The sequence below is a fragment of the Escherichia sp. E4702 genome (genome assembly GCF_963883545.1).
Classification (GTDB): Bacteria; Pseudomonadota; Gammaproteobacteria; order Enterobacterales; family Enterobacteriaceae; genus Escherichia.
This window is the reverse complement of the sequence record NZ_CAWORF010000036.1, coordinates 198,683-224,788: the sequence shown is the minus strand read 5'-3', so window position 1 is coordinate 224,788 and position 26,106 is coordinate 198,683. Positions and strand designations below refer to the sequence as shown.

At 51.9% G+C, this 26,106-nt stretch carries 26 protein-coding genes and 1 pseudogene; 18 read left to right on the top strand and 9 right to left on the bottom strand.

Features of this window, described 5'->3' with window-relative positions; all coding sequences use genetic code 11:
• The first annotated feature begins 61 nt into the window (after positions 1-61).
• The 13 genes from nikA (at position 62) to AACU94_RS22180 (ending at position 11,193) form a co-directional block, all read left to right on the top strand.
• Complete coding sequence (gene nikA / locus AACU94_RS22240) at positions 62-1,636, top strand: nickel ABC transporter substrate-binding protein (RefSeq protein WP_135488630.1); 1,575 nt, start codon at positions 62-64, stop codon at positions 1,634-1,636.
• A complete protein-coding gene (nikB, locus tag AACU94_RS22235; protein ID WP_000947068.1) occupies positions 1,636-2,580 on the top strand; it encodes a nickel ABC transporter permease subunit NikB in 945 nt (314 codons plus the stop codon). The genes nikA and nikB overlap by 1 nt, the downstream gene beginning before the upstream one ends.
• Positions 2,577-3,410: a nickel ABC transporter permease subunit NikC gene (nikC, locus tag AACU94_RS22230; protein ID WP_001008963.1), complete on the top strand. Its 834-nt coding sequence runs from the start codon at positions 2,577-2,579 to the stop codon at positions 3,408-3,410. Before nikB ends, nikC begins: the two co-directional genes overlap by 4 nt.
• Positions 3,410-4,174 (top strand): nickel import ATP-binding protein NikD, encoded by a 765-nt coding sequence (nikD, locus tag AACU94_RS22225; protein WP_135488629.1) that lies wholly within the window; start codon positions 3,410-3,412, stop codon positions 4,172-4,174. Before nikC ends, nikD begins: the two co-directional genes overlap by 1 nt.
• Positions 4,171-4,977, top strand: coding sequence for a nickel import ATP-binding protein NikE (nikE, locus tag AACU94_RS22220; protein WP_135405453.1), 807 nt, complete (start codon positions 4,171-4,173; stop codon positions 4,975-4,977). The genes nikD and nikE overlap by 4 nt, the downstream gene beginning before the upstream one ends.
• Positions 4,978-4,983: 6 nt before the next feature.
• The gene (gene nikR, locus AACU94_RS22215) at positions 4,984-5,385 is read left to right on the top strand and encodes a nickel-responsive transcriptional regulator NikR (RefSeq protein WP_001190062.1); all 402 of its coding nucleotides are present in this window, start codon (positions 4,984-4,986) and stop codon (positions 5,383-5,385) included.
• Between the two features lie 198 nt (positions 5,386-5,583).
• Positions 5,584-6,330, top strand: a complete 747-nt coding sequence (locus AACU94_RS22210) for a GntR family transcriptional regulator (protein ID WP_135488628.1) — start codon at positions 5,584-5,586, stop codon at positions 6,328-6,330.
• Positions 6,331-6,354: 24 nt separating this feature from the next.
• A complete protein-coding gene (locus AACU94_RS22205; protein ID WP_135488627.1) occupies positions 6,355-6,828 on the top strand; it encodes a PTS sugar transporter subunit IIA in 474 nt (157 codons plus the stop codon).
• Positions 6,825-7,106, top strand: a complete 282-nt coding sequence (locus AACU94_RS22200; RefSeq protein ID WP_000084025.1) for a PTS sugar transporter subunit IIB — start codon at positions 6,825-6,827, stop codon at positions 7,104-7,106. The genes AACU94_RS22205 and AACU94_RS22200 overlap by 4 nt, the downstream gene beginning before the upstream one ends.
• A 76-nt stretch (positions 7,107-7,182) precedes the next feature.
• Positions 7,183-8,541: a PTS galactitol transporter subunit IIC gene (locus AACU94_RS22195; protein WP_001308116.1), complete on the top strand. Its 1,359-nt coding sequence runs from the start codon at positions 7,183-7,185 to the stop codon at positions 8,539-8,541.
• Positions 8,534-10,042 carry an FGGY-family carbohydrate kinase gene (locus tag AACU94_RS22190; protein WP_130217800.1) on the top strand — a complete coding sequence of 503 codons (1,509 nt, stop codon included), beginning with the start codon at positions 8,534-8,536 and terminating at the stop codon, positions 10,040-10,042. Before AACU94_RS22195 ends, AACU94_RS22190 begins: the two co-directional genes overlap by 8 nt.
• Complete coding sequence (locus AACU94_RS22185) at positions 10,032-10,301, top strand: HPr family phosphocarrier protein (protein ID WP_135488626.1); 270 nt, start codon at positions 10,032-10,034, stop codon at positions 10,299-10,301. Before AACU94_RS22190 ends, AACU94_RS22185 begins: the two co-directional genes overlap by 11 nt.
• Before the next feature lie 31 nt (positions 10,302-10,332).
• On the top strand, positions 10,333-11,193 hold the full coding sequence (locus tag AACU94_RS22180) for a class II aldolase (RefSeq protein ID WP_001131788.1): 861 nt from the start codon (positions 10,333-10,335) through the stop codon (positions 11,191-11,193).
• Positions 11,194-11,242: 49 nt separating this feature from the next.
• Here AACU94_RS22180 and AACU94_RS22175 read toward each other — a convergent pair whose 3' ends face one another.
• The 6 genes from AACU94_RS22175 to AACU94_RS22150 form a co-directional block, all read right to left on the bottom strand.
• Entirely contained in the window at positions 11,243-11,602 is a 360-nt protein-coding gene (locus tag AACU94_RS22175) for a type II toxin-antitoxin system HicB family antitoxin (protein ID WP_000593555.1), read from the bottom strand.
• Positions 11,599-11,874: a type II toxin-antitoxin system HicA family toxin gene (locus AACU94_RS22170; protein WP_135487102.1), complete on the bottom strand. Its 276-nt coding sequence runs from the start codon at positions 11,872-11,874 to the stop codon at positions 11,599-11,601. The genes AACU94_RS22175 and AACU94_RS22170 overlap by 4 nt, the downstream gene beginning before the upstream one ends.
• Before the next feature lie 72 nt (positions 11,875-11,946).
• Positions 11,947-13,071, bottom strand: coding sequence for an ABC transporter permease (locus AACU94_RS22165; protein ID WP_016262635.1), 1,125 nt, complete (start codon positions 13,069-13,071; stop codon positions 11,947-11,949).
• Entirely contained in the window at positions 13,071-15,806 is a 2,736-nt protein-coding gene (rbbA, locus tag AACU94_RS22160; protein WP_135488625.1) for a ribosome-associated ATPase/putative transporter RbbA, read from the bottom strand. The genes AACU94_RS22165 and rbbA overlap by 1 nt, the downstream gene beginning before the upstream one ends.
• Entirely contained in the window at positions 15,803-16,870 is a 1,068-nt protein-coding gene (locus tag AACU94_RS22155) for an HlyD family secretion protein (protein WP_135488624.1), read from the bottom strand. The genes rbbA and AACU94_RS22155 overlap by 4 nt, the downstream gene beginning before the upstream one ends.
• 62 nt (positions 16,871-16,932) lie before the next feature.
• Positions 16,933-17,046 (bottom strand): hypothetical protein, encoded by a 114-nt coding sequence (locus AACU94_RS22150; RefSeq protein WP_214251098.1) that lies wholly within the window; start codon positions 17,044-17,046, stop codon positions 16,933-16,935.
• A 559-nt stretch (positions 17,047-17,605) separates the two neighbouring features.
• On the opposite strand from AACU94_RS22150, the gene AACU94_RS22145 reads away from it, so the two are divergent.
• Positions 17,606-18,658, top strand: a complete 1,053-nt coding sequence (locus AACU94_RS22145; RefSeq protein WP_135488692.1) for a DUF2776 family protein — start codon at positions 17,606-17,608, stop codon at positions 18,656-18,658.
• Positions 18,659-18,699: 41 nt separating this feature from the next.
• Here the strand turns inward: AACU94_RS22145 and AACU94_RS22140 are convergent, their stop codons facing one another.
• Complete coding sequence (locus AACU94_RS22140; RefSeq protein WP_000418114.1) at positions 18,700-18,996, bottom strand: ArsR/SmtB family transcription factor; 297 nt, start codon at positions 18,994-18,996, stop codon at positions 18,700-18,702.
• A gap of 113 nt (positions 18,997-19,109) precedes the next feature.
• Between AACU94_RS22140 and AACU94_RS22135 the strand changes: the two genes are divergently transcribed.
• Positions 19,110-20,099 carry a permease gene (locus AACU94_RS22135; protein WP_135488623.1) on the top strand — a complete coding sequence of 330 codons (990 nt, stop codon included), beginning with the start codon at positions 19,110-19,112 and terminating at the stop codon, positions 20,097-20,099.
• On the opposite strand, the pseudogene AACU94_RS22130 reads toward AACU94_RS22135, so the two are convergent.
• Positions 20,091-21,283 (bottom strand): annotated as a pseudogene (locus AACU94_RS22130) (NAD(P)/FAD-dependent oxidoreductase). The gene AACU94_RS22135 and the pseudogene AACU94_RS22130 sit on opposite strands and share 9 nt — an antisense overlap.
• A 230-nt stretch (positions 21,284-21,513) precedes the next feature.
• On the opposite strand from AACU94_RS22130, the gene pitA reads away from it, so the two are divergent.
• Positions 21,514-23,013, top strand: a complete 1,500-nt coding sequence (gene pitA, locus AACU94_RS22125; protein WP_135405438.1) for an inorganic phosphate transporter PitA — start codon at positions 21,514-21,516, stop codon at positions 23,011-23,013.
• A gap of 67 nt (positions 23,014-23,080) precedes the next feature.
• On the opposite strand, the gene uspB is transcribed toward pitA, so the two are convergent.
• Positions 23,081-23,416: a universal stress protein UspB gene (uspB, locus tag AACU94_RS22120; protein ID WP_000626187.1), complete on the bottom strand. Its 336-nt coding sequence runs from the start codon at positions 23,414-23,416 to the stop codon at positions 23,081-23,083.
• Between the two features lie 390 nt (positions 23,417-23,806).
• On the opposite strand from uspB, the gene uspA reads away from it, so the two are divergent.
• Positions 23,807-24,241 (top strand): universal stress protein UspA, encoded by a 435-nt coding sequence (gene uspA, locus AACU94_RS22115; protein WP_000323571.1) that lies wholly within the window; start codon positions 23,807-23,809, stop codon positions 24,239-24,241.
• A 354-nt stretch (positions 24,242-24,595) separates the two neighbouring features.
• The gene (gene dtpB / locus AACU94_RS22110) at positions 24,596-26,065 is read left to right on the top strand and encodes a dipeptide/tripeptide permease DtpB (RefSeq protein ID WP_130221309.1); all 1,470 of its coding nucleotides are present in this window, start codon (positions 24,596-24,598) and stop codon (positions 26,063-26,065) included.
• Positions 26,066-26,106: the final 41 nt, after the last annotated feature.

The window sequence follows — 26,106 nt, the reverse complement described above, 5'->3', positions numbered from 1 at the left end:
GACGAATATTTAAAATCGTCATACTTATTTCCGCCATCTATTTTAATCCATTGGGGTTACCATGCTCTCCACACTCCGCCGCACTCTATTTGCGCTGCTGGCTTGTGCGTCTTTTATCGTCCATGCCGCCGCGCCAGATGAAATCACCACCGCCTGGCCGGTGAACGTCGGGCCACTAAACCCGCACCTTTACACGCCTAACCAGATGTTCGCCCAGAGCATGGTTTATGAACCATTGGTGAAATATCAGGCAGACGGTTCGGTGATCCCGTGGCTGGCAAAAAGCTGGGCTCATTCAGAAGATGGTAAAACCTGGACCTTCACCCTGCGTGATGACGTGAAATTCTCCAACGGCGAACCGTTCGATGCCGAGGCGGCGGCAGAAAACTTCCGCGCAGTGCTCGATAACCGTCAACGTCACGCCTGGCTGGAGCTGGCAAACCAGATTGTTGATGTCAAAGCACTCAGTAAAAACGAGCTGCAAATCACCCTGAAAAGCGCCTACTATCCTTTCCTGCAAGAACTGGCCCTGCCACGCCCTTTCCGCTTTATCGCCCCCTCGCAGTTTAAAAACCATGAAACCATGAACGGGATTAAAGCGCCGATTGGCACCGGACCGTGGGTTTTGCAGGAATCGAAACTGAATCAGTACGATGTCTTCGTCCGTAACGAAAACTACTGGGGCGAAAAGCCAGCGATTAAAAAGATCACCTTTAACGTCATCCCGGACCCGACTACCCGCGCGGTAGCGTTTGAAACTGGCGATATCGACCTGCTGTACGGAAACGAAGGGTTATTACCGCTCGATACCTTCGCCCGCTTTAGCCAGAATCCGGCTTATCACACCCAACTGTCACAGCCGATCGAAACCGTGATGCTGGCACTTAATACCGCCAAAGCCCCCACCAACGAGCTGGCAGTACGTGAAGCTCTCAATTACGCGGTAAACAAAAAATCGCTGATTGATAACGCGTTGTATGGCACCCAGCAGGTCGCAGACACTCTGTTTGCCCCTTCTGTACCCTACGCCAACCTCGGCCTGAAACCGCGCCAGTACGATCCGCAGAAAGCGAAAGAGTTGCTGGAAAAAGCAGGCTGGACGCTACCTGCGGGCAAAGACATCCGCGAGAAAAACGGTCAGCCGCTGCGCATTGAACTGTCGTTCATCGGTACCGATGCGTTAAGCAAATCAATGGCGGAAATCATTCAGGCTGATATGCGCCAGATTGGCGCAGATGTCTCGCTGATTGGCGAAGAAGAGAGCAGTATCTATGCTCGTCAGCGCGACGGTCGTTTTGGCATGATTTTCCACCGCACCTGGGGCGCGCCATACGATCCACACGCCTTCCTGAGTTCAATGCGCGTACCGTCGCATGCTGACTTCCAGGCACAGCAAGGATTAGCCGACAAACCGCTGATTGATAAAGAGATCGGCGAAGTGCTGGCGACCCATGACGAAACGCAACGTCAGACGCTGTATCGCGACATTCTGACCCGTCTGCATGACGAGGCGGTTTATCTGCCTATCAGTTACATCTCAATGATGGTGGTATCAAAACCGGAGCTGGGTAACATCCCCTACGCGCCGATCGCCACCGAAATTCCGTTCGAACAGATTAAACCGGTGAAACCTTAATGTTGCGTTACGTATTACGCCGCTTTCTGCTGCTGATCCCGATGGTGCTCGCCGCCTCGGTGATCATTTTTCTGATGCTGCGCCTCGGCACCGGCGACCCGGCGCTCGATTATCTGCGTCTGTCTAACCTGCCGCCGACGCCGGAGATGCTGGCCTCTACCCGCACCATGCTGGGGCTGGATCAGCCGCTGTACGTCCAGTACGGTACCTGGTTGTGGAAGGCGCTGCATCTCGACTTTGGTATCTCATTCGCCAGCCAACGCCCGGTGCTGGACGATATGCTGAACTTCCTGCCCGCCACGCTGGAACTGGCAGGTGCCGCGCTGGTATTAATTCTGCTCACATCCGTACCGCTCGGTATCTGGGCGGCGCGCCACCGCGATCGTCTGCCGGATTTCGCCGTACGTTTTATCGCGTTTCTCGGCGTGTCGATGCCTAACTTCTGGCTGGCGTTTTTACTGGTGATGGCGTTTTCGGTGTATCTGCAATGGCTACCCGCGATGGGTTACGGCGGCTGGCAGCACATCATTTTGCCTGCGGTATCCATCGCCTTTATGTCGCTGGCGATTAACGCGCGTTTGCTGCGCGCCAGTATGCTGGACGTCGCTGGTCAGCGTCACGTCACCTGGGCGCGGCTGCGCGGCCTGAATGACAAACAGACCGAACGCCGCCATATTCTGCGCAATGCCTCGCTGCCGATGATCACTGCCGTGGGGATGCACATTGGCGAACTGATTGGCGGGACGATGATTATCGAAAACATCTTTGCCTGGCCGGGCGTCGGGCGCTATGCGGTGTCGGCGATTTTTAACCGTGACTATCCGGTGATTCAGTGCTTTACGCTGATGATGGTGGTGGTTTTTGTGGTCTGCAATTTGATTGTCGATTTGCTCAACGCCGCGCTGGACCCGCGCATTCGTCGTCATGAAGGAGCGCACGCGTGAACTTTTTCCTCTCTTCCCGCTGGTCGGTACGCCTGGCGCTGATCATTATCGCCCTGCTGGCGCTGATTGCGCTCACCAGCCAGTGGTGGCTGCCGTATGACCCCCAGGCGATTGATTTGCCGTCGCGCCTGCTTTCGCCGGATGCGCAGCATTGGCTGGGCACCGATCACTTAGGGCGCGATATTTTCTCGCGGCTGATGGCAGCGACCCGCGTGTCGCTCGGTTCGGTAATGGCCTGCCTGCTGCTGGTGCTGACATTAGGGCTGGTTATTGGCGGCAGCGCCGGGTTGATTGGCGGGCGCGTTGATCAGGCCACCATGCGCGTCGCGGATATGTTTATGACCTTCCCGACCTCGATTCTGTCATTCTTTATGGTCGGCGTGCTCGGTACCGGATTGACCAACGTGATTATCGCCATCGCCCTGTCGCACTGGGCATGGTACGCACGCATGGTGCGCAGCCTGGTGATTTCCCTGCGCCAGCGCGAGTTTGTGCTGGCGTCACGGCTTTCCGGGGCGGGCCATGTGCGGGTGTTTGTTGATCATCTGGCGGGTGCGGTGATCCCTTCGCTGCTGGTGCTGGCAACGCTGGATATCGGCCATATGATGCTGCACGTCGCGGGGATGTCCTTCCTCGGCCTCGGCGTGACCGCGCCGACCGCCGAATGGGGCGTGATGATTAACGACGCGCGCCAGTATATCTGGACCCAGCCGCTGCAAATGTTCTGGCCGGGGCTGGCGCTGTTTATCAGCGTGATGGCCTTTAACCTGGTGGGTGACGCACTGCGCGATCATCTGGACCCTCATCTGGTGACGGAGCACGCACACTAATGCCGCAACAGATTGAACTACGTAATATCGCGCTACAGGCCGCGCAGCCGCTGGTGCACGGCGTATCGTTAACCCTGCAACGCGGGCGTGTGCTGGCGTTAGTCGGCGGTAGCGGCAGCGGGAAATCACTGACCTGCGCCGCGACGCTGGGCATTCTGCCTGCTGGCGTTCGCCAGACGGCGGGGGAAATTTTGGCCGATGGAAAACCGGTTTCTCCCTGCGCCCTGCGCGGCATCAAAATTGCCACCATCATGCAGAACCCGCGCAGCGCCTTTAATCCGCTGCACACTATGCACACCCACGCGCGGGAAACCTGCCTGGCGCTGGGGAAACCCGCCGATGACGCTACGCTTACCGCTGCCATAGAAGCGGTGGGGCTGGAAAACGCCGCGCGCGTATTTAAGCTGTACCCGTTCGAGATGAGCGGCGGCATGTTGCAGCGCATGATGATTGCGATGGCGGTGCTGTGTGAATCACCGTTTATCATCGCCGATGAACCGACCACCGACCTTGACGTGGTAGCGCAGGCGCGCATCCTCGATCTGCTGGAAAGCATTATGCAAAAACAAGCACCGGGAATGCTGCTGGTCACCCATGATATGGGCGTTGTGGCGCGTCTGGCAGATGACGTGGCGGTGATGTCACACGGTAAGATTGTCGAACAGGGTGATGTAGAAACGCTGTTTAACGCCCCCAAACATGCGGTGACGCGCAGCCTGGTTTCCGCTCATCTCGCCCTCTACGGTATGGAGCTGGCATCATGACTTTACTTAACGTCTCCGGCCTTTCCCATCACTATGCCCACGGTGGATTTAGCGGTAAGCACCAGCATCAGGCGGTGCTTAATAACGTTACGCTGACCCTGAAAAGCGGTGAAACCGTCGCCCTGCTGGGGCGCAGCGGCTGCGGAAAAAGCACTCTCGCGCGGCTGCTGGTAGGCTTAGAATCGCCCTCACAAGGGAATATTAGCTGGCGCGGCGAACCGCTGGCGAAACTTAATCGCGCGCAACGTAAAGCGTTCCGCCGCGATATTCAGATGGTGTTTCAGGACTCCATCAGCGCCGTGAATCCGCGCAAAACCGTGCGCGAGATCCTGCGTGAACCGATGCGCCATCTGCTATCGCTGAAAAAATCCGAACAACTGGCGCGCGCCAGCGAAATGCTGAAGGCGGTAGATCTTGACGACAGCGTGCTCGACAAACGCCCACCGCAGTTAAGCGGCGGCCAACTCCAGCGCGTCTGCCTGGCACGCGCGCTGGCGGTCGAACCGAAACTGCTGATTCTGGATGAAGCGGTTTCTAACCTTGACCTCGTGTTACAGGCGGGCGTCATTCGCCTGCTGAAAAAGCTGCAACAACAGTTTGGCACCGCCTGCCTGTTCATCACCCACGACTTACGTCTTGTAGAACGCTTCTGTCAGCGGGTGATGGTGATGGACAACGGACAAATCGTCGAAACCCAGGTGGTGGGAGATAAATTAACCTTTTCCTCTGACGCCGGACGTGTGCTACAAAACGCGGTATTACCCGCATTCCCCGTGCGCCGTCGCGCCACTGAAAAGGTTTAACGCAAAATGCAACGAGTCACCATCACGCTTGATGACGATTTACTGGAGACGCTGGACAGCCTGAGCCAGCGTCGTGGTTATAACAACCGTTCCGAAGCTATCCGCGATATTCTGCGCAGCGCTCTGGCGCAGGAAGCGACACAGCAGCACGGCACACAAGGTTTCGCGGTGCTGTCGTATGTGTATGAACACGAAAAACGCGACTTAGCCAGCCGTATTGTCTCCACCCAGCATCACCACCACGATCTCTCGGTCGCCACGCTGCATGTGCACATTAATCACGACGACTGCCTGGAAATCGCCGTGTTGAAAGGTGACATGGGCGACGTGCAGCATTTTGCCGATGACGTTATCGCCCAACGCGGCGTGCGGCACGGGCATTTGCAGTGCTTGCCGAAGGAAGATTAACTCCTACCCACGCGCCGTTATTTCCTGACGGCGCAGTAAATTCCTGCCAAACTTCGACTTCCATCACATTTTTTTGATCACGATTTAGTCCCCCAAAATGTGAGACGCTTCGATCCTCTTTTTCGCCTGTTCACCTACTATACGCTTGAAGTTGTCCATGATTGTCCATAGACAACTGTAAATGTTCAGGTGCGCGCCATGAAATCATTAAGTAAGTCGTCACAAATACCGCTCTATCAACAAGTGGTGGAGTGGATAAGAGAAAGTATTTATACCGGGGATCTGGTGGAAGACGATCGCATTCCTTCGGAATACCAGATTATGGATATGCTGGAAGTGAGTCGGGGAACCGTTAAAAAAGCGGTCGCCCAACTGGTAAAAGAAGGCGTGTTGATTCAGGTCCAGGGCAAGGGAACATTTGTCAAAAAAGAGAACGTAGCATATCCGTTAGGTGAAGGATTATTGTCATTCGCGGAATCGCTGGAAAGCCAGAAAATACATTTTACTACTGAAGTTATTACGTCACGGATTGAACCGGCTAATCGTTATGTGGCAGAGAAATTAAGAATAACGCCCGGTCAGGATATTCTTTACCTTGAGCGTTTACGTTCAATTGGTGATGAAAAAGCAATGCTGATAGAGAACCGTATCAATATTGAGCTATGCCCCGGCATCGCGGAAATCAATTTTAATCAACACAATTTATTTCCAACAATAGAAAGTTTGTCGCAAAGGAAAATTCGTTACTCGGAAAGTCGCTATGCCGCGCGATTAATTGGTAATGAACGCGGTCATTTTTTAGATATCAGTGAAGATGCACCCGTTTTGCATCTGGAGCAGTTAGTCTTTTTCTCCCGAGGGTTACCCGTTGAGTTTGGCAATGTCTGGTTAAAAGGCAATAAATATTATCTTGGCACCGTGCTGCAACGGCGGGAAGTGAGTTAAGTACACTTTTTTAAGAGGAATAAAATGCAAGGCATACAGTTTCAGGAAAATTATATTCAACGACTTCCGCTAGGGTTAAGCGTTGAACAGATCATCCGTCAGTTAGCGCAACCGTTGATTGCCGCCGAGTTGGTGGTCCCTGATTTTGCCGACCATGTGCTTAAACGTGAGGCAACTTACCCAACGGGGCTGCCTACCGAACCGCCGTGTGTCGCCATTCCGCACACGGATCATAAACATGTCAGGCACAATGCGATTGCTGTCGGCATCCTGCCGGAGCCGGTAGAGTTTGCCGATATGGGCGGCGCTCCTGCCCCCGTACCTGTCAGGGTGATTTTTTTGCTCGCCTTAAGCGAAAGTAACAAACAATTAAATGCCCTGGGCTGGATTATGGAAATGATTCAGGATACGCCCTTTATGTGCGCCCTGCTTACGATGGAAACAACAGAAATACACACAGTAATCTTAAACAAAATGAAAGAACGAGGTGAAATATGAGTCAAACCATTTTATTTGTCTGCGCTACGGGTATTGCCACATCCACGGCGGTAACAGAAAAAGTCATGGAATATTGCAAAGAGCAAGGTCTTAACGTCAATTATTCCCAAACCAACGTTGCCTCTTTACCTGGAAATACTGACGGCGTAGCACTGGTAGTTTCAACGACTAAAGTGCCTTATGAACTCGACGTCCCGGTGGTCAACGGCTTGCCGATTATTACCGGTATTGGCGAAGAAAAAGTACTGGCGCAAATTGTTTCGATCCTTAAAAAGTAATTAATAATAATTAATTTCAACCCACTCCATCAGGCGCTAACGCGAGGTGCGCTCTCGCCTGAAAAAGAGGTTTATTATGAACGATATCGCGCATACCCTCTATAATATTGTGCAATATATATTGGGATTTGGCCCCACGGTAATGTTACCGCTGGTGTTATTTATTCTTGCTCTCTGTTTTAAAGTAAAACCCGCTAAAGCCTTACGCTCATCATTAACGGTCGGCATTGGTTTTGTCGGTATTTATGCCATTTTCGATATTCTGACCAGCAATGTTGGGCCAGCGGCCCAGGCGATGGTTGAACGCACCGGAATTAATTTACCGGTGGTGGATTTAGGCTGGCCACCACTTTCCGCTATTACATGGGGTTCACCAATTGCCCCGTTTGTTATTCCCCTGACCATTCTGATTAACGTGGCGATGCTGGCGTTAAATAAAACCCGCACCGTTGACGTAGATATGTGGAACTACTGGCATTTTGCCCTTGCCGGTACGCTGGTTTATTACAGCACCGGCAGCCTGTTCTTTGGTTTGCTGGCAGCGGCGATTGCTGCGGTGGTAGTACTTAAACTCGCCGACTGGTCTGCGCCACTGGTACAAAAATACTTTGGCCTGGAAGGGATCTCATTGCCGACGCTCTCTTCGGTAGTGTTCTTCCCGGTCGGTCTGCTGGTCGACAAAATCATCGACCATATCCCTGGCCTCAATCGTATTCATATCGATCCGGAAACCGTACAGAAAAAGTTTGGTATCTTCGGCGAGCCGATGATGGTTGGCACTATTCTGGGCATTCTGCTCGGCGTAATTGCAGGATACGATTTCAAAAAAGTATTGCTGCTTGGCATCAGCATTGGCGGTGTGATGTTCATCCTGCCACGCATGGTACGCATCCTGATGGAAGGTTTATTACCGCTGTCTGAAGCCATTAAAAAGTATCTCAATGCCAAATACCCTGACCGTGACGATCTCTATATCGGCCTGGATATTGCCGTTGCCGTAGGTAACCCGGCGATTATCTCCACCGCCCTGCTGCTGACGCCAATCTCGGTCTTTATCGCGTTTGTCCTTCCGGGTAATGAAGTCCTGCCGCTTGGCGACCTTGCCAACCTGGCGGTAATGGCGTCGATGATTGCTTTAGCCAGCCGTGGCAATATTTTCCGCACCGTTCTGGCGGCGATTCCGGTGATTATTGCCGACCTGTGGATTGCTACTAAAATCGCGCCGTTTATTACCGGAATGGCGAAAGACGTTAACTTCAAATTTGCCGAAGGCTCCAGCGGCCAGGTTTCCAGTTTCCTTGATGGCGGTAACCCGTTCCGCTTCTGGCTGCTGGAAATCTTCAACGGCAATATCATCGCCATTGGTCTGGTGCCGGTTATTGCCCTGGTGCTGTATGGCATTTTCCGAATGACGCGGAGCACGGTTTATGCCTGATAACAGCGCAGCCATCGTTATCGATATTGGCACCACCAATTGCAAAGTCACCTGCTTTTCCTGCCTGGACGCAACGACGTTGGGCGCGCATAAATTCGTGACGGCAAAACAGATCTCCCCACAGGGCGATGTCGATTTCGATATCGACGCCCTCTGGCAGGAGGTCCGCCAGGCGATAGCGCAACTGAATGCCGCTTCGCCGCTACCGGTCAGGCGGATCAGCATTGCCAGTTTTGGCGAGTCAGGGGTGTTTCTTGACGAGCACGGCGAGATCCTGACGCCAATGCTGGCGTGGTATGACCGTCGCGGTGAAGAGTATCTGGCAACGCTTAGCGAGGCAGACAGTGCGGCACTTTATGACATCTGCGGGTTACCGCTGCACAGCAATTACTCTGCCTTCAAAATGCGCTGGTTGCTGGAACATTACCCACTGCGTAATCGCCGCGGCCTGCGCTGGCTACATGCGCCGGAAGTGCTGCTCTGGCGACTGACTGGCGAACAGCGCACGGATATCACCTTAGCCAGCCGTACGCTGTGTCTGGACGTGCGCAAAGGCGAATGGTCAGCGAAAGCGGCGGCGTTGTTACACGTTCCCTGTTCAGCATTTGCGCCATTAGTACAACCAGGCGAGCACGCCGGATGGGTCAGCGAGTCGCTCTGCAAAACGCTTGGGTTCTCACAACCGGCCAGCGTGACGCTGGCCGGACATGACCATATGGTGGGGGCGCGAGCGTTGCAGATGATGCCGGGCGATATCCTTAACTCGACGGGGACCACGGAAGGCATTCTGCAACTGGATACACAACCGACGCTGGATGAACAGGCCAAACGTGACAAGCTGGCAAACGGCTGTTATTCGCTTGCCAACCAGTTCACCCTGTTTGCTTCGCTACCCGTGGGCGGTTTCGCTCTGGAGTGGTTGCGTAACACGTTCCGGCTAACCGATGAGGAGATCGCCGCGTCACTCACTCGCGGACATGCGGATTATCTGGCGGGGAATTGGTTGCTCGATGACATTCCCGTCTTTATTCCGCATCTTCGCGGTTCGGGTTCGCCCTATAAAAATCGCCACACCCGAGGATTATTTTATGGGCTTGGCGATACGTTAAATATCGACATGTTAATTGCCAGTATTTCACTGGGATTAACCATGGAATTTGCCAACTGCTTTGCCTGTTTTAATGTGCCTGGCACCAGCGCGTTAAAAGTGATTGGTCCGGCGACCCATAATCCTCTTTGGCTGCAATTAAAGGCGGATATTTTACAGCGTCCGGTTGAAGCAATTGCATTTAACGAGGCGGTTTCTGTCGGAGCATTATTAACCGCCGCACCGGATATTACGCCGCCGAAGGTGACGATTGCCCAACGCCTGCAACCGAATCGGGCAAGATATCATCAATTACAGCGTTATCAGCACAAATGGAAAAGCTGGTATCAGTTGAAATTACAGCAAGAAGGCGTGATGCCATTACATCATCGGGAGGAGCACTATGTTGAGTAAAACCGTGGAGGTCAGAAACAGTACTGGCCTGCATGCACGTCCGGCGGCCTGTCTGGCGAAAACCGCCAAAAAATATAGCTGTAACGTGACGCTGCACTATGAGGGTAATGATATTAATGCCACCAGCATGATGAATATTATGCGCGCCGGAATAAAAGGCGGCAAAACGGTGGAAATACGCTGCGACGGTGATGATGAAAACGAGGCCATACAGACTCTCACTGCCTTATTTCGCGACCGCTTCGGTGAAGCTGAATAATTAACTGATATTAAAAGATGAGGTTTTCAATATGCCATTAGTTAATGGACGGATACTGCTCGACCGCATTCAGGAAAAACGGGTATTAGCGGGCGCGTTTAATACCACCAATCTGGAGACGACAATTTCAATTTTAAACGCTATTGAGCGTTCGGGATTACCCAACTTCATTCAGATTGCACCCACCAATGCACAACTCTCGGGATACGATTACATTTATGAAATCGTGAAACGTCACGCCGATAAAATGGATGTTCCGGTCAGTCTTCATCTGGATCACGGGAAAACCCAGGAGGATGTTAAACAGGCGGTGCGCGCGGGCTTTACCTCGGTCATGATTGACGGTGCCGCATTCTCTTTTGAAGAGAATATCGCTTTCACCCAGGAAGCTGTCGATTTCTGTAAATCCTATGGCGTACCGGTTGAAGCCGAGCTGGGGGCGATTCTCGGCAAAGAAGATGATCACGTCAGCGAAGCCGATTGCAAAACGGAACCGGAAAAGGTGAAGACCTTTGTCGAGCGCACCGGTTGCGACATGCTGGCAGTTTCTATTGGTAACGTTCATGGTCTGGACGATATACCGCGGATCGATATCCCCCTGCTGAAGCGCATTGCCGAAGTCTGCCCGGTGCCACTGGTTATTCACGGCGGCTCCGGTATCGCCCCGGAAATATTACGCAGCTTTGTTAATTATCGCGTCGCTAAAGTAAATATCGCCAGCGATCTGCGCAAAGCGTTTATCACCGCCGTCGGCAAAGCGTATGTGAATAATCACAACGAAGCGAATCTGGCACGAGTGATGGCATCAGCAAAAAACGCCGTCGAGGAAGATGTGTATAGCAAAATCCTGATGATGAATGAGGGGCATCGGTTGGTTAGAAAGGCATCTTAAGAGCCACAAAAATATAGCGGCGCAACAGAAATTGTTGGGCCGCTATAAGTTATAAATGATTCAAACGCTCATTCAGCGTTTCAATAATATAGGTATTAACAGAGACTTGTTGCTGCGCAGCGGCATTATTAAGGCGTTCACTCAGCGATTCTGGATAGCGTAACGTAAAGGTCTTAATCTTTTCTGTACGCGCATACGGCTCAATACCCGCAGCTTTACAATCCTCAAGATACTCTCGCAGGGAAAGCTCCCCTTCTTTTTGCAGCCCCTGAATACTGTCAGAGACAAAATCACAATAACCTGACAAGCCCAGGAATTTGCCACGAAATGCATTCAGTTCTGGCACGTAGGTAATAACAGCTGGTTGCCCGGCAATCTCCATAGAGTTTGGCGTCTTCAGTTTGATCATGGTTTTACCCCTATACTTAGTAACCAGTCACGCACGCTTTCTACAGCGCCTTTATCGGTATCTGGCGACGGATGAGGCCGATGGAAACACGCAACGCTCATATTTAGTATGAACTTACAACGCGAACCTCTTCCTTCCTTAATTTCTCCGCCTAATGCTTTAACCAGAGACTCTATATCAGACCACTTGATCCCTTGAGGAACAGGAGATTTAAATATTTGATCCAATGTATTTTTTTGTTTCTTCCGTAAAGCCTGTACCTGGATTCTCATGGCATGTCCTTATGACTTCACTTTATGACATCAATAGTATGACATCACAGTATGAAGTCAAGTTTCCCTTCCTTACGCCATTGTCCCAATCGTCTTCCTGAATCGCAGCAGCGCGATGGTGAAAAACACGCCGCCAATTGCCATCAGCGTCAGGAACTGCGGCCAGACGATTTCAAATCCGGCACCCCGGTAGAGAATGGCTTGCGCGAGGCTAACAAAGTGTGTCGTCGGCATGGTCAGCATAATGTCCTGCACCATCTGCGGCATACTTTCGCGCGGCGTGGAGCCACCGGAAAGCATTTGCAGCGGTAGCAGCACCAGAATCACCAGCAGCCCCAGTTGCGGCATTGAACGCGCTATCGTCCCCATAAAAATGCCGATTGACGTGGTGGCAAACAGACTGAGCGCCACGCCCAGCATAAACAGCGGGATCGAGCCTTCAATCGGTACGCCCAGCACGCCTTTTACCATCAGCACCAGCGATAATCCCGATACCACCAGCACCACCAGCCCCATCGACCAGACCTTTGCCATCATGATCTCAAACGGCGTTATCGGCATCACCAGTAAATGTTCCACCGTGCCGTGTTCACGCTCGCGGATCAGCGCCGATCCGGTCAGCACAATCGCCAGCATGGTAATGTTGTTGATGATCGCCATCACCCCACCGAACCACGCGGGATCGAGGTTCGGGTTAAAGCGCATCCGGGTTTCCAGCGATACCAACGGCTCGCTGTTATCACGGTAGCGCGCGACAAAGCTGTTCACTTCACCGTTGATAATATTCTGGATATACCCGTTGCCGGTAAATGCCTGGCTCATGCGCGTGGCATCGACGTTCACCTGAATATCCGGCTGGCGTCCGGCGAGGACATCACGCTGAAAATTAGGCGGAATATTTATCGCGAAGGTATAGCGTCCGGCGTCCAGCCCGGCATCCATCTCATCGGCGGTGATCATCTCCGGTGGCAAAAACCACGGGCGATAGAAGCTGTTAACGATCCGGTTCGACAACTGCGATTGATCCATATCGGCAATAGCGATCGGCGCGAGGTTCAACGATCCTGGTGTGACGGTCGCTGACGAATACACCGACACCGTAAACGAGAAAACAATCAGCGTCAGCATCGCTTTATCACCGAGCAGACTGCGCAACTCTTTGATACCCAGATTAAAAATATTGCGTAAATGGCGCATCATCCCTCCTGTTTTTTCAGCAGCAGGATGCTTAAGCCCATCACCAGCGGGATGGCTATCAGCAACGGGATAAAAAGTTGCCATAAATCAGTCAGATCAAGCGCCTTCGAGAACGTCCCGCGGGCGATAGTCAGAAAATGACTGGTCGGGTAAACCTCGCCGATCCAACGTCCAGGCCCTTCCAGCGAAGCTACCGGATCGATCATCCCGGAAAACTGTGTCGCCGGGATCAACGTGATAATCGCCGTTCCGAAAATGGCGGCAATCTGGCTTTTCATAAAGGTAGAGATCAGCAGCCCCATTCCGGTGGCGATGATGATATACAGCAGCGCCGCCAGGGTGAGCGTCAGGAAACTGCCTTTATGCGGCACGCCAAATACAAACACCGACAGGCCGCAGAGCAGGAAAAAGTTCAGCATCCCCAGCGCGATGTACGGCAGCTGTTTGCCAAGCAAAAATTCGCTACGGGTGGTGGGGGTCACGTAAAGGTTGATAATCGACCCTAGCTCTTTTTCCCGCACCACGCTAAGGGCGCTTAGCATTGACGGGATCATCATCAGCAGAAGCGGGATCACCGCCGGAACAATCGCTGGCAGGCTTTTTACATCCGGGTTATAGCGATAGCGCGTCTCAATATTCATCAGCCCGCTTTGGCTGGCGGGCGTCGATTGTCGGCTCGCCACATCCTGTAGCCAGCTCTGGTGCATAGCCTGCACGTAGCCTTTTACCGTTTCGGCACGGCTCGGCATCGCACCGTCGATCCAGACACCGAGTTCCACAGGCGTACCACGCGCGATATCGCGCCCGAAATTGGGAGGGATCTCAATCGCCACCGTGATATCGCCCGCACGCATCCGACGATCAAGCTCGTCATAACTGGTGAGCGGCGGCTGTTCGATAAAGTAACGGGAACCGGAGAGATTGAGCGTCCACGCCTGGCTACTGACGGTCTGGTCGCGGTCGAGCACCGCAAAGCGCAGGTTTTCCACATCCATACTGATGCCGTAACCCATTATCAGCATCAGGATCACCGTTCCCATCAACGCCAGCGTCGAACGTACCGGATCGCGGCGCAGTTCCAGTGCTTCGCGGCGGCTGTAGCTAAACAGACGGCGCAGGCTAAATCCCTGACGCGGCGCGTGGGTGGTGTCGTGTACCACGGGCGGCGCTTCGGCTTCGTTGCTCTGCCCTGCCGCCTCCTGCAAATAGGCGATAAATGCCTCTTCCAGACTGGCGGCTCCGCGTTTCTCAACCAGCTCTTGCGGTGTACCGCTGGCGAGCACTTTTCCGGCGTGCATCAGTGAGATGCGGTCGCAACGTTCCGCTTCGTTCATAAAGTGGGTGGAGATGAAAATGGTCACTTTGTCCTGGCGCGAGAGATCGACCATCAACTGCCAGAACATATCCCTCGCCACCGGATCGACGCCAGAAGTGGGTTCATCGAGGATTAACATTTCCGGGCGATGAATCACCGCCACCGCCAGCGAAAGCCGCTGGCGAATGCCGAGCGGCAATGACTCCGGCAGAACATCTTCAACGTCGTTGAGCTTAAAACGCTCGCTCATTTCAGCCACTCGCGCGGGAATTTCCGCTTCCGGGATGTGAAACAAACGGGCATGTAACTCCAGGTTTTGCCGCACGGTGAGTTCGTTATAGAGCGAAAACGCCTGCGACATATAGCCCACCCGACGGCGAGTATCGATATCTTTTGGATCAACCGGTTGCCCGAACAGCCACGCCTCACCTTCGCTGGCGGGCAGCAATCCGGTAAGCATTTTCATGGTGGTGGATTTACCGCAGCCGTTCGAACCAAGAAAACCAAAAATCTCCCCGCGTGGAATGCGGAAATTGACGTGATCAACGGCAACGAAGGAACCAAAACGCATGGTCAGATCGCGCGCTTCGATGGCAATCTCTGCGTTTTCAGGTTGATACGGTGGGATCACTACCGCCTGATGCGCCTGGCGTTGCGCTTGCGGTAACAGATTTATAAATGCTTCTTCCAACGTGGCGCTTTGCGTTTGCTGCCGCAGCTCTTCGGCGCTGCCGGTTGCCAGCACTTCTCCGGCATTCATCGCTACCAGCCAGTCGAAGCGTTCGGCCTCTTCCATGTAGGCGGTGGCGACCAGCACGCTCATATTGCTCTGCCGCTGGCGAATACTGTCGATCAGATCCCAGAATTGGGCGCGGGAGAGCGGGTCAACCCCCGTTGTTGGCTCATCAAGAATCAACAATTCCGGATCGTGGATTAACGCACAGCACAGCCCAAGTTTTTGCTTCATCCCGCCGGAGAGTTTTCCCGCCGGACGATCGCGAAACGGTGCTAACCCGGTGCTGGTCAGCAGCTCATTGATTCGGACTTCCCGCTCCGCTTTGTCGTGACCGAACAGGCGGGCGAAAAAATCGACATTTTCATACACCGATAAGGTGTGGTAGAGATTTTTGCCCAGCCCCTGCGGCATCCAGGCGATACGCGGGCAGACGTCGCGGCGATGCTTCGGGTCGCGCATATCGCCGCCCAGCACCATCACGTTGCCCTGCTCAATGACACGAGCACCGGAAATCAATGACAATAAACTCGACTTACCGACGCCGTCCGGGCCAATCAGCCCGACCATGCAGCGGGCCGGAATCTCGAGAGTGATATTGTTCAGCGCAACGGTTTTTCCATAATGCTGGCTCACGCCCGCCAGTTGCGCGACAGGCGGGACGGGAACCAGTTCCAGATGCGTCATTGCGGCAACCTCACCGCCAGGTCTTCAGGCCACGGAAGTTCTTCATTCACCCGCACCCACGCCACGCCCGGCAAGCCGGTTTTGACATATTCCAGATGCTGCTGGAGTAATTCCGGTGGGATACGCGCTTTGACGCGAAACATCAGTTTCAGCCGTTCATCGCTGGTTTCGACGGTTTTTGGCGTGAACTGGGCGACGCTGGCGACAAAGCTGATGGTTGCCGGAATACGCAGATCTGGCGCAGCATCGAGGATCAGCCGGGCTTCACCACCCAGTTTCAGCGTGCCCGCTTGTTCGGTTGGCAGGAAGAAGGTCATATAGACGTCGCTGAGATCGACCATATTCAGCACCCGACCGCCTGCTGCCAGCACTTCGCCTGGCTCGGCAACCCGATACTGCACGCGTCCGTCACGCGGGGCTTTCAGTTCACTGTCATCGATATCTGCCGCGATACGCCGTTCAGTGGCTTGCGCGGCTTCTACACGAGTTTGCGCCTGAATGATATTGGTACGTGCCGCTTCAATAGCGGCTTTAGAGGCAGAAACCTGGGCTTTTGCCGATTCCAGCGCAGCACGGGCGCTTTCGGCGGCGGCGCGGTCATCATCCAGTTGTTGCGCAGAAATAGCCCCACGATGGGCGAGCGAGCGGGAACGGGTATGACGTTTGGCTACGGAATCAAGTTCAGCTTGCCGTTGATTAACCAGCGACTGAGCGGCGCGAGTTTCACTTTGCCGCTGTTCCAGCAAAGCCTGCGCGGCGGCAACGGCGCTTTGCGCCTCTTTGATTTGCGCGATGGCCTCCAGCCGTTGCTCCTGCAACACGCGAGTATCCATCTTCGCCAGCACTTCACCTTCGCGAACAAACTGGCCTTCTTTCACCAGAATGGTGTCGATACGCCCGGCAATTTTGCTGGCGATATCCACTTCCGTCGCTTCAATGCGCCCATTGCTGACGGCAAAGCCTTCCGGCACACCTGCCGGGCGCAACAGCCACCACGCCACGATAGCAGCCACCGCCAGTAACCCGACAACCCACCACGCCAGATGGCGCTTAATATTATCCATAATCGACCCGCCATAATCCCTGTAAGCAATCGACGCGTGTTACAACTGCCACCGAACGATGTTCAGCGAATTATTCCATCCGGGATAAGAAGGAAACGGCAAAGGCGGCCAGGGCGCAGCAAACTGAGCGCCAACGGGGAAGGTCTGGTGAAAACGGGTAGTAATGTTGTCATCATCAGCATTCCTGGCCGTAAATGAAACACGCATACTCATAAGTTAAATCAATTAAATACTAACAGTTATATTCATGTTGTCTATTTGATTACCATCAGCTTGTGATACATCGCGATGTTCTTCTGTTCGATAGCGTTTTTAACCAAAAATCTTCTGCACAGGTTCTCAGATACTACTGCGTAGGTTTGCATAACAGAAAATCCGATGACTATCACATAGCGTTATTATCGCCGAGGTGCAAATATTTACCGAAAGTGAAATGTTTTTTTGAAAAGATGATAGATGATAAATGCTTGTGTATTAAATAAAGCAATCTCGAACAAGGTCGTTTAAAGCAACAAAATAAAAATAGGATAAAGATATTAACTCGGAATTTACCTTAGGATAAATATTTATTTATCAGCATTAACTCACATCTAAAACTTAACACTCAGGGCAATAAATCCGGCTATAGTAAAGTTACTTGTTACATTTGGTGGTATCTCATTGTTATATTTAACTGACTAAAAATACTACTGATACGCTTTCTTATATTAGCAGAAAGTACACATGGAGTTTAAAATGAACATATATATCGGATGGCTATTTAAATTAATCCCTTTAATTATGGGGATAATATGTATTGCATTGGGTGATTTTGTATTAGCAGGTTCCGGGCAAAGTGAGTATTTTGTGGCAGGGCATGTGCTTATTTCGCTTTCTGCAATCTGTCTGGCGTTATTCACTACTGCATTTATTATTATTTCGCAGTTAACGCATGGTGTGAATAAGCTCTACAACAGACTTTTTCCTGTTATTGGTTACGCTGGGTCTGTCGCAACTATGATTTGGGGATGCTTACTGCTGGCAAGTGATAATGTCATGGCCGATGAATTTGTTGCCGGGCATGTTATTTTCGGTGTTGGGATGATTGCCGCCTGCGTATCAACCGTGGCGGCGTCTTCCGGGCATTTTCTGCTAATTCCCAAAAATGCCTCGGGCAGTAAGAGTGATGGTACGCCGTTGCAGGCTTATTCTTCAACAATCGGTAATGGCTTAATTGCCGTTCCCGTTCTGCTTACTCTCTTTGGTTTCATTTGGTCAGTCGCGCTGTTACGTAGTGCAAATATCACACCACATTATGTTGCTGGTCACGTACTGCTGGGGTTAACGGCAATTTGCGCTTGTCTTATTGGCCTTGTCGCCACTATTGTCCATCAAACGCGGAATACATTCTCAGAGAAAGAACATTGGCTCTGGTGTTATTGGGTTATTTTGCTCGGTTCACTTACCGTTATTCAGGGCATCTACGTTTTAGTCAGTTCTGATGAAAGTGCCAGACTGGCACCCGGCATTATTCTTATTTGTCTGGGAATGATCTGCTACAGTATTTTCTCCAAAGTGTGGCTGTTGGCGCTGGTATGGCGACGCACCTGTTCGTTAGCCAACAGAATACCCATGATTCCGGTATTTACCTGTCTGTTTTGCCTGTTCCTTGCAGCGTTCCTTGCTGAAATTGCGCAAACCGATATGGCTTATTTTATTCCTTCGCGAGTTTTGGTTGGCTTAGGTGCAGTGTGTTTTACACTGTTTTCCATCGTTTCTATATTAGAAGCGGGTTCTGCGAAAAAATAATGACTCTCGCCGGGTTGTGGTTAGTTACAGCCTGGCGAATATTAATACTTCCCGTTATTCACACAGCACTCTTCACGCAGAAAACTAATAATCCCTTCCAGAACATCATATTGCGAGACACACATCAACGTGCGACTTTCGCGGTTTTGCTTAACCAGACCAACGGAGACCAGCGCCGAGATATGGTGGCTCAAGGTCGATGCGGGGATCGCAAGTTCCTTCTGTAACTCGCCTACCGGCATCCCGCGTTCTCCCGCTTTGACCAGATGACGAAAAATAAACAAACGGGTCGGATGACCTAATTCTTTCAGTGCCTTAGCGACATCTTCCAGTTCCATAAGTAGTTTCTCCGGCTAATTGATATTTCGATAATACCAGAAATATCTTGCTCACCGCTCGTTATTTCGATAATTTTAGAAATATAGTTTTAGCGAGGGTATAAAATGTTTGAATGGTTACCAGGCTGCGCGACGCCGCCGGGATGTTCCTGTTCTTAGCCGTAGAGCTATCGTTACTTTTTCTTCTTATCAGTGCTGGTGTCAGCGTAATCCGTCAGAAAATCCCGGATCATAAGATCCAGAAAATGATGGGTGCGCGTAAAGGGCGCGGTTATTTGCTGGCAGCAATGTTAGGTGCAGTGACTCCGTTTTGCAGTTGCTCAACCATTCCCATGCTTCGCGGTCTTCTTTCTGCAAAAGCGGGATTTGGCCCAACGCTCACCTTTTTGTTTGTTTCACCATTACTCAACCCGATTATCGTCGGGCTAATGTGGGCAACATTTGGCTGGAAGGTAACGTTGTTGTACGCCGTTATTGCGTGCGGCGTTTCGCTGGCCGCCAGTTTGTTACTGGATTTTGTTGGCTTCGAACGATATGTCATACCGGCAAAGGGGAGCAACGCGAGCTGCTGCAAATCAGTGTCCGATAAACCCGTTATTAACTTGCGCTCTGCGAAGTTTACGCCGCAAACCACATCTTGCTGTACCGCAGAACCTGCTGTTAATTGCTGTAGTGCAGCCAAAACGGCGCCCCCCAGCCTGCCGACTCAGGCAATAAAGGATGCATGGCTGCAATTTAAAGAAGTGCTGCCCTATCTGTTAATTGGGGTGCTAATTGGCTCATTTATTTACGGCTTTATTCCAGCACAATGGATTGCAGCACATGCCGGAACGGATAATCCACTGGCTATCCCCTTGAGCGCGGTTATAGGTATCCCGCTCTATATACGTGCAGAGGCCGTCATTCCCCTCGCGTCGGTATTAATGACCAAAGGCATGGGGATGGGAGCCGTAATGGCACTCATCATCGGCAGCGCGGGTGCCAGCTTAACAGAAGTTATTTTGCTGAAATCGATGTTTCGCACGCCGATGATTATTGCCTTTCTGATGGTAATTTTAGGAATGGCCGTGGTTATGGGATATGTAACGCAAGCGTTATTTTGAGGCCAAATCCTGTGCACAGGCCCACGCACTGGACCACGCCCACTGGAAGTTATAGCCCCCCAGCCAGCCGGTAACGTCCATCACTTCGCCGATAAAGTACAAGCCCGGAACTTTACGCGCTTCCATCGTCCGTGATGAGAGTTCATTGGTGTCCACGCCGCCGAGCGTCACTTCGGCGGTGCGATAGCCTTCAGTGCCGTTAGGTTGTACGCGCCAGTCAGTCAATGTGGCAATGAGCGCCTGTTGGTCACGCACGTTGAGCTGTTTTAACGAGACGTCCGGGATCTGCCCGAGTTGTTGTAACCGTTCAACCAACCGTTTCGGCAGATGAACCGCCAGCGTGTTTTTCAGGCTCTGATTCGGATGCGCGTTACGCTGTTCATTAAGAAAGGCTTCCAGATCGACATCCGGTAGCAGATTGATGCTGACAAATTCACCCGATTGCCAGTAGCTGGATATCTGCAATACCGCAGGGCCAGACAAGCCGCGGTGGGTGAAGAGTAAGTTCTCACGGAACACGGTGCCGTTTTCAGCGGTGATCACTGAAGGCACCGCCACGCCTGCCAGCACCTGTAACTCTTCCAGCAACGGTTTATGCAGGGTGAATGGCACCAGGCCTGCGCGCGTCGGCAACACGTTCAGCCCGAATTGTTCGGCAATCTTATAACCAAACGGCGACGCACCCAGCCCCGGCATCGAGAGGCCTCCGGTCGCGATGACCAGTTTATCGCAACCTACGGTCATGCCGTTCAGTTCAAGCGTGAATCCCGCGTCATCCTTCGTCACGCTCAACACTTCGCTACGTAATCTGAAGGTCACATTGCCCTTCTCACACTCATCCACCAGCATGTCGACAATCTGCTGAGCGGAGTCATCACAGAAGAGTTGCCCTAACGTTTTCTCGTGCCAGGCGATGCCGTGTTTATTGACCAGCTCAATGAAATCCCACTGGGTAAAACGCGCGAGTGCAGACTTACAAAAATGCGGATTTTGGCTCAGATAAGCGCCTGGTTCGACATAAAGGTTGGTAAAGTTGCAGCGCCCACCGCCAGACATGAGGATTTTGCGCCCTGGTTTTTACCATTATCGATCAGCAGAACCCGGCGTCCTGCCTGACCTGCCAGCGCAGAACAGAACATACCCGCCGCACCAGCGCCTATAATAATGGCATCAAACCTTTCCACGTTGCGCTCCTCTTAGAAAAAATGGGCGTGAATTGTAAAGATTCCTCAGTGGCCGCACCAGCAGCAATATTACTTAGGGGAAGTATTTGTCTGAATTATATAAGATAATTATTTTTTGAGCGAAATTCATACAGGAGGCAAATCAAAAAAATCTATATTTCACTTTGCCCGCGCCGCGAAAGTCACTGATAATGCGCCGCGTTCATGTCCTCAAAATGGCGTAACGTCCTATGCTACATTTGTTTGCTGGCCTGGATTTGCATACCGGGCTGTTATTATTGCTTGCACTGGCTTTTGTGCTGTTCTACGAAGCCATCAATGGTTTCCATGACACAGCCAACGCCGTGGCAACTGTCATCTATACCCGCGCGATGCGTTCTCAGCTCGCTGTGGTTATGGCGGCAGTGTTCAACTTCCTGGGTGTTTTGCTGGGTGGTCTTAGTGTTGCCTATGCCATTGTGCATATGCTGCCGACGGATCTGCTGCTTAATATGGGATCGTCCCATGGTCTTGCCATGGTGTTCTCTATGTTGCTGGCAGCAATTATCTGGAACCTTGGTACCTGGTACTTTGGTTTACCTGCATCCAGCTCCCATACGCTGATTGGCGCGATCATCGGTATTGGTTTAACCAATGCGTTGATGTCCGGTACGTCAGTGGTGGATGCACTCAATATCCCGAAAGTATTAAGTATTTTCGCATCTCTGATTGTTTCCCCTATTGTCGGCCTGGTGTTTGCTGGCGGTCTGATTTTCTTGCTGCGTCGCTACTGGAGCGGCACCAAGAAACGCGCCCGTATCCACCTGACCCCAGCGGAACGTGAAAAGAAAGACGGCAAGAAAAAGCCGCCGTTCTGGACGCGTATCGCGCTGATCCTTTCCGCTATCGGCGTGGCGTTCTCTCACGGCGCGAACGATGGTCAGAAAGGCATTGGTCTGGTTATGTTGGTTCTGATTGGCGTCGCACCAGCGGGCTTCGTGGTGAATATGAATGCCACTGGCTACGAAATCACCCGTACCCGTGATGCCATCAACAATGTGGAAGCTTACTTTGAGCAGCATCCTGCGCTGCTTAAACAGGCGACCGGTGCCGATCAGTTAGTACCGACACCAGAAGCAGGCGCAACACAACCTGCGGAGTTCCATTGCCATCCGTCGAATACCATTAACGCGCTCAACCGCCTGAAAGGCATGCTGACCGCCGATGTGGAAAGCTACGACAAGCTGTCGCTTGACCAACGTAGCCAGATGCGCCGCATTATGCTGTGCGTTTCTGACACTATCGACAAAGTGGTGAAAATGCCTGGCGTCACTGCGGATGATCAGCGTCTGTTGAAGAAACTGAAGTCCGATATGCTGAGCACCATCGAGTATGCTCCGGTGTGGATCATCATGGCGGTCGCGCTGGCGTTAGGTATCGGTACGATGATTGGCTGGCGTCGTGTGGCGACCACTATCGGTGAGAAAATCGGTAAGAAAGGCATGACCTACGCTCAGGGGATGTCTGCTCAGATGACGGCAGCGGTGTCTATCGGTCTGGCGAGTTATACCGGGATGCCGGTTTCCACCACTCACGTACTCTCCTCTTCCGTAGCGGGGACGATGGTGGTTGACGGCGGCGGCTTACAGCGTAAAACGGTGACCAGCATTCTGATGGCCTGGGTGTTTACCCTCCCGGCTGCAGTTCTGCTCTCCGGTGCGCTGTACTGGATCTCCTTGCAGTTCCTGTAATCGCACGCATAAAAACGAGCGGGTCAGTTTACTGGCCCGCTTTTTTTATGCGTTATTACCGTGGCGCTTAATGCCAAATCATCAACGCAATCAGGCTTACCACCACCAGGCCACATAATGCGCTGGTCAGAATAAACTGACGACGCACGCGCTCGCAGCGACGGATAAACTCATCATCGTGATGATCGCGATAACGTTGGGCATAGATATACCAAACGAGACGCACCTGTTTGTTGGGTTGGCCATGTGAGGTAAAAAAGCCCCCTCCATCAACATATTGATAGAGCAATGGATCGCAATTACGCAGTACCACTAACAACGCGCGTAGTGATGAGAAATAGCGCGCCATGTTAACAATGCAAACGACACATAAAGCCCAAAATAATGCGACGGTGCTTATCATACCCCCTCCCCGGCGACCTGCCCGCGGAGTTCCCCTCCGGGGCTACCGCTCCCGATACGCTGCCAATCAGTTAACACCAGGTCCTGGAGAAACCGCTTTTGTGATGGCAAACATCCGAGCGGCTCTATAGATAGTGTAGGAGATCAGGTTGTTTTTTTTCCATAAGGTTAACCACTATCAATACATTCATGTAGAAAATTTGATTATCTGATTGGTAAGCAAGGCGGATTGACGGATCATCCAGGTCGCTATAAGGTAAGGATGGTCTTTTCACTGAATCTTTACGGCTGGGTTAGCCCCGCGCACGTAGTTCGCAGGACGCGGGTGACGTAACGGCACAAGAAACGCAAGCTGGCCAGTCATCGACAACTTTATGGAAGGAGTAACACTATGGCTTATAAACACATTCTCATCGCGGTCGATCTCTCCCCGGAAAGCAAAGTTCTGGTAGAGAAAGCAGTCTCTATGGCTCGCCCCTACAATGCGAAAGTTTCTCTGATCCACGTAGATGTAAACTACTCTGACCTATACACCGGACTTATTGATGTAAATCTGGGTGACATGCAGAAACGCATTTCCGAAGAGACTCATCATGCATTGACCGAACTCTCCACCAACGCAGGATACCCCATCACTGAAACCCTTAGCGGCAGCGGCGATTTGGGTCAGGTTCTGGTTGATGCGATCAAGAAATACGACATGGACCTGGTTGTTTGTGGTCACCACCAGGACTTCTGGAGCAAACTGATGTCTTCCGCGCGTCAGCTGATCAACACCGTTCACGTTGATATGCTGATTGTTCCGCTGCGCGACGAAGAAGAATAATATCTCCCCCACTTGCTCCTGAGCGCCCGCTTATGCGGGCGTTCTGCTTTTTGTGTTGTACCCGAATGCGACGTGCGGGTACAAACACGGGAGTGCTCAATCAAGCCGGTGTTCATCCGCAGTCAGAAAGTTCCTCTACGCATCGAATAATTCAAATTTACATCACGACAAAATAGCATTTAGCGCCATCATATCTCAAACAACCAGCATGATTAGCTGGTTGTTTTTTGTTGTGGTAGTGCATTAATGCATTCATTAAATCAATATTAAGAATTTTAGACGTGTGTAAACTCTTTCGCACGCAATCACTTACGCGTTCATACTTTTCATGATGGTATTGAAAGGCTAAAAATTATGAATACAACAACACCCACTGGGATGCTGCAACAACCTCGCCCATTCTTCATGATCTTTTTTGTCGAACTATGGGAGCGATTCGGTTACTACGGCGTGCAAGGCGTCCTGGCCGTTTTCTTCGTTAAACAGCTCGGTTTCTCACAAGAACAGGCTTTTGTCACCTTTGGTGCCTTCGCTGCGCTGGTCTATGGCCTTATCTCGATCGGTGGTTATGTTGGCGACCATCTGTTAGGAACTAAACGCACCATTGTCCTTGGGGCAATTGTTCTGGCGATGGGCTACTTCATGACCGGGATGTCGCTACTCAAGCCAGACCTGATATTCATCGCGCTGGGAACAATCGCCGTCGGCAACGGCCTGTTTAAAGCCAACCCGGCAAGCCTGCTTTCGAAGTGCTATCCACCGAAAGATCCTCGTCTCGATGGCGCTTTCACCCTGTTCTATATGTCGATCAATATCGGCTCGTTGATTGCGCTGTCGCTAGCACCGGTTATCGCTGACAGATTTGGCTATTCCGTCACCTATAACTTATGCGGAGCAGGATTGATTGTCGCGCTACTGGTTTACATCGCCTGTCGCGGAATGGTGAAAGATATTGGTTCTGAACCAGATTTCCGACCGATGAACTTCAGCAAATTGTTGTACGTGCTGCTTGGCAGCGTGGTGATGATTTTCGTTTGCGCATGGCTGATGCACAACGTGGAAGTCGCCAATCTGGTACTGATTGTTCTCTCTATCGTCGTGACCATTATCTTCTTCCGTCAGGCATTCAAGCTGGATAAAACCGGGCGCAATAAGATGTTTGTCGCCTTTGTGCTGATGCTTGAAGCGGTAGTGTTTTACATCCTCTACGCCCAGATGCCAACGTCGCTGAACTTCTTTGCTATCAACAACGTGCATCATGAAATTCTCGGTTTTTCCATCAACCCGGTGAGCTTCCAGGCGCTTAACCCGTTCTGGGTGGTGCTCGCCAGCCCAGTTCTGGCAGGCATTTACACGCATCTGGGTAACAAAGGCAAAGACCTCTCCATGCCGATGAAATTTACCCTCGGTATGTTTATGTGCTCGCTGGGCTTTTTGACAGCCGCCGCAGCGGGAATGTGGTTTGCGGATGCCCAGGGGCTGACATCGCCATGGTTTATCGTGCTGGTTTACTTATTCCAGAGCTTAGGTGAACTGCTTATTAGCGCCCTGGGCCTCGCAATGATTGCCGCTCTGGTGCCACAACATTTGATGGGCTTTATTCTCGGGATGTGGTTCCTTACGCAGGCTGCCGCGTTCTTGCTGGGCGGCTATGTGGCAACATTTACCGCAGTACCAGACAACATTACCGACCCGCTTGAAACGCTGCCTGTCTATACCAACGTGTTTGGTAAGATTGGTCTGGTCACGCTGGGCGTTGCTGTAGTGATGCTGTTGATGGTGCCGTGGCTGAAACGAATGATTGAGACGCCGGAAAGCCATTGATTATTCTTGCAGAAAACAGGGTAGCGTTATCGCTACCCTGT

Coding starts and splice junctions, on each gene's coding strand:
- rbbA (WP_135488625.1), bottom strand. CDS start 15,806: ATGACGCATCTGGAACTGGTTCCCGTCCCGCCTGTCGCGCAACTGGCG.
- AACU94_RS22140 (WP_000418114.1), bottom strand. CDS start 18,996: ATGGAACTGGAAGATGTCGCTAAGGCACTGAAAGAATTAGGTCATCCG.
- AACU94_RS22145 (WP_135488692.1), top strand. CDS start 17,606: ATGAACATATATATCGGATGGCTATTTAAATTAATCCCTTTAATTATG.
- uspA (WP_000323571.1), top strand. CDS start 23,807: ATGGCTTATAAACACATTCTCATCGCGGTCGATCTCTCCCCGGAAAGC.
- AACU94_RS22165 (WP_016262635.1), bottom strand. CDS start 13,071: ATGCGCCATTTACGCAATATTTTTAATCTGGGTATCAAAGAGTTGCGC.
- AACU94_RS22205 (WP_135488627.1), top strand. CDS start 6,355: ATGCAAGGCATACAGTTTCAGGAAAATTATATTCAACGACTTCCGCTA.
- nikA (WP_135488630.1), top strand. CDS start 62: ATGCTCTCCACACTCCGCCGCACTCTATTTGCGCTGCTGGCTTGTGCG.
- AACU94_RS22155 (WP_135488624.1), bottom strand. CDS start 16,870: ATGGATAATATTAAGCGCCATCTGGCGTGGTGGGTTGTCGGGTTACTG.
- AACU94_RS22150 (WP_214251098.1), bottom strand. CDS start 17,046: ATGATGACAACATTACTACCCGTTTTCACCAGACCTTCCCCGTTGGCG.
- uspB (WP_000626187.1), bottom strand. CDS start 23,416: ATGATAAGCACCGTCGCATTATTTTGGGCTTTATGTGTCGTTTGCATT.
- AACU94_RS22190 (WP_130217800.1), top strand. CDS start 8,534: ATGCCTGATAACAGCGCAGCCATCGTTATCGATATTGGCACCACCAAT.
- AACU94_RS22195 (WP_001308116.1), top strand. CDS start 7,183: ATGAACGATATCGCGCATACCCTCTATAATATTGTGCAATATATATTG.
- nikR (WP_001190062.1), top strand. CDS start 4,984: ATGCAACGAGTCACCATCACGCTTGATGACGATTTACTGGAGACGCTG.
- AACU94_RS22185 (WP_135488626.1), top strand. CDS start 10,032: ATGTTGAGTAAAACCGTGGAGGTCAGAAACAGTACTGGCCTGCATGCA.
- AACU94_RS22135 (WP_135488623.1), top strand. CDS start 19,110: ATGGTTACCAGGCTGCGCGACGCCGCCGGGATGTTCCTGTTCTTAGCC.
- pitA (WP_135405438.1), top strand. CDS start 21,514: ATGCTACATTTGTTTGCTGGCCTGGATTTGCATACCGGGCTGTTATTA.
- AACU94_RS22180 (WP_001131788.1), top strand. CDS start 10,333: ATGCCATTAGTTAATGGACGGATACTGCTCGACCGCATTCAGGAAAAA.
- dtpB (WP_130221309.1), top strand. CDS start 24,596: ATGAATACAACAACACCCACTGGGATGCTGCAACAACCTCGCCCATTC.
- AACU94_RS22200 (WP_000084025.1), top strand. CDS start 6,825: ATGAGTCAAACCATTTTATTTGTCTGCGCTACGGGTATTGCCACATCC.
- nikD (WP_135488629.1), top strand. CDS start 3,410: ATGCCGCAACAGATTGAACTACGTAATATCGCGCTACAGGCCGCGCAG.
- AACU94_RS22170 (WP_135487102.1), bottom strand. CDS start 11,874: ATGAGAATCCAGGTACAGGCTTTACGGAAGAAACAAAAAAATACATTG.
- AACU94_RS22210 (WP_135488628.1), top strand. CDS start 5,584: ATGAAATCATTAAGTAAGTCGTCACAAATACCGCTCTATCAACAAGTG.
- AACU94_RS22175 (WP_000593555.1), bottom strand. CDS start 11,602: ATGATCAAACTGAAGACGCCAAACTCTATGGAGATTGCCGGGCAACCA.
- nikE (WP_135405453.1), top strand. CDS start 4,171: ATGACTTTACTTAACGTCTCCGGCCTTTCCCATCACTATGCCCACGGT.
- nikB (WP_000947068.1), top strand. CDS start 1,636: ATGTTGCGTTACGTATTACGCCGCTTTCTGCTGCTGATCCCGATGGTG.